At 39.7% G+C, this 9563-nt stretch carries 8 protein-coding genes; 5 read left to right on the top strand and 3 right to left on the bottom strand.

Annotated elements, in window-relative coordinates; translation table 11 throughout:
• Nucleotides 1-452 precede the first annotated feature (452 nt).
• From ABD917_RS06975 to ABD917_RS06965, 3 genes are all read left to right on the top strand, one after another.
• Entirely contained in the window at nucleotides 453-2444 is a 1992-nt protein-coding gene (locus tag ABD917_RS06975) for a M23 family metallopeptidase (protein WP_345119377.1), read from the top strand.
• A 226-nt stretch (nucleotides 2445-2670) separates the two neighbouring features.
• Complete coding sequence (locus ABD917_RS06970) at nucleotides 2671-2868, top strand: hypothetical protein (RefSeq protein WP_345119376.1); 198 nt, start codon at nucleotides 2671-2673, stop codon at nucleotides 2866-2868.
• A 572-nt stretch (nucleotides 2869-3440) separates the two neighbouring features.
• Nucleotides 3441-4955 (top strand): metallophosphoesterase, encoded by a 1515-nt coding sequence (locus ABD917_RS06965; RefSeq protein ID WP_345119375.1) that lies wholly within the window; start codon nucleotides 3441-3443, stop codon nucleotides 4953-4955.
• Nucleotides 4956-5007: 52 nt separating this feature from the next.
• On the opposite strand, the gene ABD917_RS06960 is transcribed toward ABD917_RS06965, so the two are convergent.
• The 3 genes from ABD917_RS06960 to ABD917_RS06950 form a co-directional block, all read right to left on the bottom strand.
• The gene (locus ABD917_RS06960) at nucleotides 5008-6444 is read right to left on the bottom strand and encodes a sensor histidine kinase (RefSeq protein ID WP_345119374.1); all 1437 of its coding nucleotides are present in this window, start codon (nucleotides 6442-6444) and stop codon (nucleotides 5008-5010) included.
• 224 nt (nucleotides 6445-6668) lie between these two features.
• Nucleotides 6669-7223 (bottom strand): RNA polymerase sigma factor, encoded by a 555-nt coding sequence (locus ABD917_RS06955; RefSeq protein ID WP_345119373.1) that lies wholly within the window; start codon nucleotides 7221-7223, stop codon nucleotides 6669-6671.
• A gap of 7 nt (nucleotides 7224-7230) precedes the next feature.
• Complete coding sequence (locus tag ABD917_RS06950; protein WP_345119372.1) at nucleotides 7231-7434, bottom strand: NepR family anti-sigma factor; 204 nt, start codon at nucleotides 7432-7434, stop codon at nucleotides 7231-7233.
• Nucleotides 7435-7599: 165 nt separating this feature from the next.
• On the opposite strand from ABD917_RS06950, the gene ABD917_RS06945 reads away from it, so the two are divergent.
• Together ABD917_RS06945 and ABD917_RS06940 are read left to right on the top strand one after the other, a co-directional pair.
• Nucleotides 7600-8394 (top strand): response regulator, encoded by a 795-nt coding sequence (locus ABD917_RS06945; protein WP_345119371.1) that lies wholly within the window; start codon nucleotides 7600-7602, stop codon nucleotides 8392-8394.
• A 20-nt stretch (nucleotides 8395-8414) separates the two neighbouring features.
• On the top strand, nucleotides 8415-9428 hold the full coding sequence (locus ABD917_RS06940) for a PAS domain-containing sensor histidine kinase (protein ID WP_345119370.1): 1014 nt from the start codon (nucleotides 8415-8417) through the stop codon (nucleotides 9426-9428).
• Nucleotides 9429-9563: the final 135 nt, after the last annotated feature.

Below are 9563 nucleotides of genomic sequence, written 5' to 3'. Positions count from 1 at the left end.
ACCATCGCAAGCAGAAACTGCCCTCGTCAACGAACGCTATATAGAACCCTTTCAACAAAAGAGTCAATATCATTTTTTTAAAAAAATGCGTTTTTATCCCTTTTTATAAAAACTAACTTAATTCACACTCTATTTAAGCTTTTGAGCAAAGATGTTGCCATAATAAGAAAGCTTACAGCCTTTGATACAGACTGCTTTAAAAGAGTGAACTTGAGTAAAGCGTGCGGACATAATACCAATTTATTGATGCTCTTGATATCCTTGTAATATCCTTGCCAACATTGTTATTGCTCTTCTCACCTTCTTCGCTATTATAATTTAAGAGTTATTGCTCTATAAGCTGTATAAATAAGGATTTGCTTTGTCGGTAAAAAGAATCAAATTCTTGTCGAAACACACGAAGCTATGCTAGGCTTTGGTTATTTAAGATTTGAAAAGTATTCAAAAAATTCATGTGGGATAATGAACAACAGAAAAACGATCCCGGGCAAGACCCTGCGCTTGTAGTCAAGCGCTTACGCCCTGCGCGTCGCCAAGTTTCTGTCCGTTGGCTCACAGGTACAGTTCTTACAGGAATTACTTCCTGCATTCTGATGGGTATTGCCCTTTTTGCTGCTCTTGATGGACAGCAACGTTTGGTAACACCTCCGCAATGGTTTTCTCTAGACAATCTTGCACAAACACAAGATCCCGATGCTAATGGTTATAAAAGTGATCGTATTTCTCCCACCCATGCACGGCAAAGTTTTGATAGCAAGCGCCAATTTGAATTATCCATCTTGCAGAAAAAGGGCGATAAAAAAGTTATCAAAACCCAACGTTTTGAATGGATTCGCATGGCGTTAGCCGAAGATCGTCCAAAGCAATATAGCTACCCTAAATTTGATTCTTTGAGTATGTTTGCCACTGATTCGAAAATTCAAACCTCAACACTACAAGATTCTGGACATATTTATGGAGCAAAAGTAGAAACCCAATTAATCTTAAGCAACCGTGATTTTGTGATTGATCAAATAAACTTTGACGGTACAGACATCCTAACCGATGATGAAGCACAACAAGAATTAAAAAAAGCCGGTTTTACTTTAGAAAAAAATAAAGAACTGCTTTCCATTCTCACTCTCATTGATCCTTTAAAATTAGAAGACTTATCTTCTAGCTCCCAATTCACAGAAAGCCCTGAGGTTCGCATTGTTCAAGAAAACGTGACCGTTTCCCCCAAAAGCCGCCGCATTGATCTCACGAAAAACTATGCCGAAGATATTTTTCCTATTCGTAAAAAACAAAAGATCGCCGATGCCTTTAAAGACACCAACTATACAAAGCAACAGATTGAACGAGTCGTGAGCGCTTTAATAAAATTAAACAATTCTGATACGCTAAAAGAAGGAAGCTTATTACGCATTGGTATCGTTACACAAGCTGGAGAAGAAGATCATCTGGTACGAGCCAGTATTTATCAAGGAAAATACCATATTCTCACCATTGCCTTAAATGATCAAGGACAGTTTGTTGAAAGTACAGAACCCAAAATGTCCCAAGCACTTCAAACAGCATTTCAGAATGGTATTCCCCACACTTATGTGAGTAGCGCACAATTACCAACAGCCTATGATGCGCTCTATACTGCTCTGCTCAGCCATAATGTCTCACACTCTCTCTCCAAACATCTCATTCGTCTGCTTGCCACCAACATTGATATGAAAAGCCGGATAACACCAACCGATCAGCTGGAAATATTTTATGCTGTACCTCAACAAAGTGATACAGAAAAAAATAACGATAGTAAAAAGAATCAAAAAACTTTAGAAAGCCCCACCAACACAGATCCTGAAATTCGTTACATTAGTGTCACTTTTGGCAATACAACCTATAAATATTACCGTTATCAATCAAACGATGGCAGCGTCGATTATTATGATTCAGAGGGCAAAAGCTCCAAACCTTTCTTGCTACGCAAACCTATTCCAAATGGTGTTTTTGGTTCTCCCTTTGGACCACGAAAACATCCTATCTTAGGCTATGTGCGCATGCATACAGGTGTTGATTGGGTTGCCCCCAAAGGCTCACCCATTATTGCTATAGGAGATGGTATTGTCACCAAAGTGGGTGTCACAGGTGGCTATGGAAACCATACAGAAATTCAACACAGCAATGGATATATCAGCAGCTATTCGCATCAAAGCCGCTATGCACCAGACATCAAACCAGGCGTGAGAGTCCGTCAAGGACAAGTAATCGGATATGTTGGTACAACAGGAATGGCAACCGGTCCCCATTGTCACTTTGAAATCATTGTAAATGGCGTAAAAGTTGATCCTATGCGTATTCGTATACCAAACAGCAAAGCTTTAACAAATCAAGATTTACAAGCATTCCTAGAAGAGAGAAACAATATTGATTCCCTCTTAAGCAATCCAGCATCACCAGCAGATGCTTCTTAAACCCACTTTTCACAATCAACCCTTTTCTCAAAACAGATCCGACTTAAAGCTTTCCCTAAACATAGACTGTCTTGGTCGCAAGACCTATTGATTTATAATGATCATTCATTGTTTTGCATATTAAATGAGAGACCAAAATACCGTAAGATTCTCTTATTTCAAACCTTATCCCATATGCAAAATCAATCAAAACCATATTTCCCTACACATCACAAGTGAGAGGCGTATGGGGATAAAAACTGTACAAGAAAGGACTAAAAATACCTCTTATGAAGAGCCTCAAACACCAAGGGCAGTTACAACATTGGAAGCTAGCAAAGTGAATGACGGTACGTGCTTGCTTCTTCACAAGCCTAACGATGGAAGTACTCAATGGATTGAGCATTATACCATTTACAAGCACCGTCATGAAAATGTGCTTTAGAACATTGAAAAAGGTCTCTTTAAAGCAAGCCCGTAAATTGGCACCCCCATGGCATTCCATTTTACAACAATAACAAAAATATTTCTCTTACATCCTTTTCAAAGGGATGCATCATAGAAAATTTGTAAAAATCCAAGTACAAAAGAGCTTTTTCCTCTTCAAGACATTCTCTCTCATCTTGAAAAAAAACGCATGATCTCTTTTCATCCTCTCTTCATGGCATTTCTTGCCTTTTTTCAATCTTATCAACAATGAGAAATTTTGACTAGGATCTCTCTTTTCCATCAAGCAACAGTAAAAAACAAAACGATCAAAAGAAAAAACAGAAAAATCAAAAAACAATGAGCAAATCGCTAGAGAACAAAATAAAGGGCTCAAAATAATGGAAATGACCCAAGCAGTGCTAAAACATATCAGATTTTAAAAATCAGATAATAGAAACAAACAATAAGGACCATTTTTTGGACAAAATTGAATTACACAAAATGTACCATTTCAAGAAGTAACTACTCTGACAATATCATTCTTATCAAGTATTTTGCTAAATTATTTTTGTTTGGGATAATAATTTTATGAAATGTCAATATAGAACACTCACTGCATTTTTTTTTACTGTCTTTATTTGCTTAAAACCTTTTTTTTCTCATGCACAAAATGTCTCTGTAAACCATGAAACAAAGCAAAATTTCATCAAACAATTACCGAAACCTAAACGAATAGGCTTTGATGATCGTTCAACCAATGTATATATTGTGAATGAGCTTACCAATCCACCGACTTCTATGGTGTTAATTGATAAAGGTCTAGAGCGTGGAAAATGGAAAACCGGTGACTATTGGGGGAATACTGGCCCCTCAAAGGTCATTGCAGCTGGCTTGTTTGGAGAAGCAGCCACAACATCGAATGCTTGGCTTTTTGGCTCTGGAGGATGGGTTAAATATAGAGTGGAAGATGATGGAACTATTTTAAAATTCCGCTGGTATAATTCCTATAAGGATAGCAATCAATATTCTGTTACCTCGAGCAACAAAAACTATTATTTTGAACGCATAGAGGGAGAGGGTGATAACGCAAGAACCATTTGGTACGTAAAAAGAAAGTCCCCCCAAAATTATAACATTGTCATAGCAGCCGATCCGCAACCATGGCGTTTGAATTCTGGTGACCCTAACGCGAACAGCAACAGAAAACCATGGTTAGAAGCAAATAAAAAAGTTGCAACAGCACTCGCATCCCACGCCGCTGCATTTTATATCGTTAATGGCGATTTAACAGAGTTTGGTCGCCCCCAAACCTATCAAGATTATGCAGATGTCTATAAAAACATGCCTTATCCTGTCTATGAAGGACTAGGCAATCACGATTATGCCAATAATGTTCGTGATTGTGCGATACCGATGTCAAATCTTTCAAAAGATGCCTGTGCGGTGAGTGCGGTGAAAAGAATGTTTCAAGAAATGAAAAAATATAGCAATTCCCTCCCTATGTTTAATCAACATGTAACTTTTCGTCAGTCCGTTCGTTTGGAAAAAGCACGTCATTTCATAACTGGAAGTTTAAGCTACTCATGGGATTATGGAGACATCCACTATGTACAGCTTCACAATTATCCAACTTATACTGCACATTTATCGGATGGTTTCACGACAGTCAGAATAACAAAAGCTCTAGAGTGGCTGAAAAAAGATTTAGCTGCTGCTGATAAAAGGGGGAAAGTGACCATCCTCAATTTTCACGATGCGCGTCCCTATTTTGGAGATAATGATTCACATTTTCTTCATCCCCGAAATACAAAAAATCTTGCTGCTTTTAAAGCACTCATAACTTCTCACAATGTCAAAGCCATCTTTGTCGGACATGAACATTCTCGATTCTATTGCCATGCACAAGATGACAAAGTTTTCGGAAATATTCCCGTATACACAGCAGGAGCACTCTTTAGGGGAGACTATTATCTGGTCAATGTGCAAGGAAAAAACATTCATGTAAAAGCTTATAATGGAAAAAAAGGCAAACCAGTTTTGTTTGAGGATTTAGGACGAAATGGTGACAAAAGACCCCTTGCTAAGAGTTGTAGCAATTTATAAGGGCGTTTTTGTTTTCAACCTTAACAAAGAGAAGCAAAACTTCAAGGTTCCTTTACGAAAAAGATGCGTCCTTTGCGCCACTTGCATTGAGTTTTGGTAAAGGAATGACAATTTTTGTCCCCCCCAAAGCAGAGCTTTCAAAAAGAGGTTTTTCACCAAATTGCATACAAAGCTGTTCCACGACCAAACGCCCAAGACCGGTCTTTTGTTTTGGCGTTTGGTTTTTCATCCCCACGCCATCATCTTCAACAATGAGCATTAATTGTCCATCTGGCTCTGGTTGAGGACCAAATGAAATATAAATATGACCAGCACGATGATCAGGAAAAGCATGTTTTAAAGAATTTGTCAGCAATTCACCAAGAATAATTCCAAGTGTTGTGGCATCTCTTGAAGACAATCGACAATCTTTAAAGCTTGTATGGATAGTAATATTTTCGCGCAATTCAAAAGGCACAGCCAATTCGACATCATGCACCACTGAACTGAGAAACTCTGCCAAGAGTGTTGTTTCCATATCATCACTCAAGCGCAAGCGCCGATGTGCTGTAGAAATTGTTTGGATACGGTCGCGTGCAGCACCAAGAACGGAACGTACTTCTTCATTTTTGCTGCGATTTAATTGGAGCCCTAGTAAAGAAGAGACTGTACCAAGGGAATTGCCAATGCGATGGCTTGCATCCTGTAAGAGCATTTCCACCCTTTGGCGTTCTTTTTCGGCATGATTGCGTGCGCTTTCTAATTCCTGTGTCCGCTCTTTGACCCGTGCTTCAAGAGCGGCATTTTCACTATGAAGCAGCAATTGATACATTTTTAAAGAGCGTATATCGCGACGAAAACGATTAATGACAAAATAAGCAGAAATAAACGTACTCACGACAGAAACAATTGCAGCCAATGTGAGCGCCGCCCGCATAAATGCGATACCCTCGCGCTGTTTTTGCCGCACCACATCATCGCCATTCATAAAGCTTGACATCAATTGCGCTAAACGCGCCACTTGAATTTTCTGGCTTTCAAAAGCAGCAGCAGGTTGAGAAGATTGATCATCAAGAAGTGCATCAAGCGCATGCATGTGAGCACTAAGGAAAGCTTTGCGTGCTTCGACTTCCTTTTTAAAAGCTCTAAACCATTCATACCACCGCGGATGCGCATAAACGATCAGTTCCGTATAATCGAGAATATTCTCAAGCTCTCGCGCCGCATTTTCAAAATGTGCTTTATCTTCAGCGCTTCTGGTTTTGGCATAGCTACGATCAGCAACAGCCATATCGATGAGGCCAATGAGGACCAAATCTGCCTGTTCGCGCAATTCTGAACTTGTGTTTAATTGTGCAACTTCTCGATCAACAGCGTTTGAAAGCAACATAATAAAGGCTGATGCCAAAAGAGCCATCACCAGAGAAACAACAATTGCCACCCAACGCCAGCTTGAGATAGTTGAATCAGCAGAAGGACTTTGAAGAAGCAGCTTTTTCTGGTGTGTCATAGAATTTCCATTGGCGAACCTGAAAATCGTCATTTTTCAGCACAAAGGAAGGCATCCTTGAGGACATAACACCAAAAGCCTGTGAGAGAATTTCATCCAGGCTTTTGTTATTTTCCTCAAACAGATATGCCAAACTTCTGAATTTCCTCAGATACTGACTTTACTCTAATAGCTATAACGGGAATAAAAAAAACAAGGCTATCAATCATAATTATTATACTTTTTTAGCCGTTAAATGAACACAATGTGCTTCCAGCCGAATAAGAATCAGGTCCATAATCGGACTCACCATTGACTTTGAGCAGTTCCTGTAAGCGATTACGCGCCCTACTCACACGGCTTTTGATGGTTCCCACAGCACAGCCACAAATAGCAGCAGCATCTTCATAAGAAAAACCCGATGCACCAATAAGAATAATGGCTTCTCTTTGATCAGCGGAGAGCAGATTTAAGGCCTTTTTGAAATCCTGCAAATCAAGTGATCCATATTGTGCAGGATGAACAGCAACACTTTGGGTAAACACACCGTCACTGTCTTGTACTTCTCTTCCTCTTTTACGCAATTGGCTATAAAATTCGTTACGTAAAATTGTAAAAAGCCATGCTTTAAGATTGCTCCCCATTTCAAAACTGTCTTGTTTAGCCCATGCCTTCATCAGAGTATCTTGGACCAAATCATCTGCTTTATCGTGCTTGCCACTTAAAGAAAGTGCAAAAGCTCGTAAGGCTGGTAGAACTTGCAGGAGTTCCTGCTTAAAATTTTTCACGCACTTTGCCATAAAAGGTTCAAACCTTTTCCACATTGTTTAAACCAAATTGCTCTGCGCGCTCTAACCTGTCTAAAAGCTCCAACAAACGCCGTGGAAGTGCTTCTTCTTGAATTTCAAGGTAAAATTGGCGTAATTTTCGTGCTATCTCGCTATTGACCCCGAGAAGGTCATCTCCAAACATACAGTGATTTGTGATATTTTTTTCATCACAGTCGTTCATTTTTTATCCCCCTAATCCATATAATATCAGTAGCACAGATAATATTTTCGCCTTATGGTTGTAAATATAGTTGTATATAAAAAGTTCCATACGAGGGGGGAACTTTTTTATCTCTCAAAGATTTCAACCAACAAAGTGCTTCAAAGGTCAAAGGAGTTATAAATCATGTCATTATCCACGCGCATCGCACCACATCTTCCCTATCTTCGACGTTTTGCTCGTTCTGTTACCGGCAGCCAATCCTCTGGTGATGCTTATGTTTCAGCGATGTTAGAAGCACTTATTGCGGATATTTCGATTTTTCCTCAAAAATCCAGTGACCGTATTGGTACTTATTGGCTTTTTTGCCACCTTTTTGACCAAACCACACCCAATATCCCAGAACCACTTCCACAATTTGGTCTTGAACAAAAAACCAGTGCTAAATTATCGTATTTGACCCCGCGTGCACGCCAAGCCTTTTTATTGATTGCCGTTGAGGGATTTAATGAACAAGAAGCCAGTGAAATCATGTCTCTTGATGCGAAGGAATTCCGCAAGCTCCTCACCCAAGCCTCCACGGATATTTCTCAACAAATAGCCACACAAGTTATGATTATTGAAGATGAGCCTCTTATTGCCATGGATATTGAACAAATGGTAGAAAGCCTTGGCCATCAGGTAGTAGGAATAGCACGAACCCGTGACGAGGCTGTCACCATGTACCATAAGAAAAAGCCGCGGTTGATTTTAGCTGATATTCAATTAGCCGATAACAGTTCAGGCATTGATGCAGTCAATGACATTTTGCAAAATGACCGTATACCGGTGATCTTTATCACAGCTTTTCCTGAGAGGCTTTTGACAGGAGAGCGCCCAGAGCCGACTTTTTTAGTCACCAAACCCTTTAATCCAGATATGGTAAAAGCGCTTATTTCACAGGCTTTATTCTTTCAAGAGAACGCTTCCAAAGCGGCCTAAAACAGAGTAACATCTCCATTATGATCGTTACGCCTCTTCCAAAGCCACCAATGGATACATCCCATTTAAGCGCTCTAATGCAAGCAATTCGTGGTGCTGATATTTGTGTTTTATATCAGACAACCAATTTGGTCTATTTATGGGCTGAAAATTTACCACAGCATTTGCAGAATAAATGGCGTGTGGGATGTCGAGACAGTGACTTTTTTTCGCTTAATCTTGCCGACAATATGGAAACCATTAAATTGCAGGTTTTAGCCACCGGCAAAATGCAAAGCATTGAAGCACGGTTTGAGGATATGGCCAAACAAGCGATTTGGTATAAATTTTCTATTGATTGTCACCGCAATGATCATGGAGAGATCATCGGTATTATCACCACGGGAGTTAATATTTCAGGATTACGTCGGCGCGAACAAGTTTTAAAAATATTGCTTCGAGAAGTAAGCCACCGTTCCAAAAATCTTCTTGCCATCATTCAGAGCATTGCCAGCCAAACAGCACGTTATACGGAATCGTTGCAGATTTTCTTACGCAAATTTCAAGGACGTCTTCATTCTCTTTCGCATTCTCAAGACCTGATCACCGATTCCGATTGGCGTGGTGCCCAATTTCGCGAATTGGTACAAACGCAGGCTTTGGGCTATTTAATGAAAGAAACTGAACGTTTTTCTCTTGAAGGGGTAGATGCTTATCTTTTTCCCAATGCTGCCTTACATATTGGTTTGGCTTTTCATGAGCTTATTGTTAATTCTCTTTCTTTTGGTGCCCTCTCACAAGAACAAGGCCGTGTCTGTGTACGTTGTGAAATCCAGCCCAAGACCAATGGCAAGACACAACTTCTCATCACTTGGACAGAACATTTTGCTGCAGACACCGTTTTCTCTAACGAACAAAAAGCCTGTTTTGGCAGCGCTGTCTTAGAAAAAATTGTTCCCGTCTCTGTCAACGGTTCGGCTACTTTTAAATTAACAGAAGAGGGAATTGTTTATCGCTTGTGTGTTCCCGACACTTATTTTGATATTTTTTCTTAAAAAAAGCCGTGAAACCGCTGCAACACGAAAAAACAAAACGTTCAAAATATTACAAACATTTTTTCATCACATCTATTGCCCTGCAAAAGCCATGAAAAGCAATTTTTCTTAGCCTTTAAGATCTAAATAACCGGA

This window comes from Bartonella pachyuromydis (assembly GCF_039543065.1).
Lineage (GTDB): Bacteria > Pseudomonadota > Alphaproteobacteria > Rhizobiales > Rhizobiaceae > Bartonella > Bartonella pachyuromydis.
The sequence above is the reverse complement of the archived record's forward strand: the minus strand, read 5'-3'. Positions and strand labels throughout refer to the sequence as shown.

Excerpts from the sequence above, each read along its gene's own strand:
- ABD917_RS06955 (WP_345119373.1), bottom strand. The coding sequence starts at position 7,223 with ATGGCAAAGTGCGTGAAAAATTTTAAGCAGGAACTCCTGCAAGTTCTA.
- ABD917_RS06950 (WP_345119372.1), bottom strand. The coding sequence starts at position 7,434 with ATGAACGACTGTGATGAAAAAAATATCACAAATCACTGTATGTTTGGA.
- ABD917_RS06965 (WP_345119375.1), top strand. The coding sequence starts at position 3,441 with ATGAAATGTCAATATAGAACACTCACTGCATTTTTTTTTACTGTCTTT.
- ABD917_RS06960 (WP_345119374.1), bottom strand. The coding sequence starts at position 6,444 with ATGACACACCAGAAAAAGCTGCTTCTTCAAAGTCCTTCTGCTGATTCA.
- ABD917_RS06945 (WP_345119371.1), top strand. The coding sequence starts at position 7,600 with ATGTCATTATCCACGCGCATCGCACCACATCTTCCCTATCTTCGACGT.
- ABD917_RS06940 (WP_345119370.1), top strand. The coding sequence starts at position 8,415 with ATGATCGTTACGCCTCTTCCAAAGCCACCAATGGATACATCCCATTTA.
- ABD917_RS06975 (WP_345119377.1), top strand. The coding sequence starts at position 453 with ATGTGGGATAATGAACAACAGAAAAACGATCCCGGGCAAGACCCTGCG.
- ABD917_RS06970 (WP_345119376.1), top strand. The coding sequence starts at position 2,671 with ATGGGGATAAAAACTGTACAAGAAAGGACTAAAAATACCTCTTATGAA.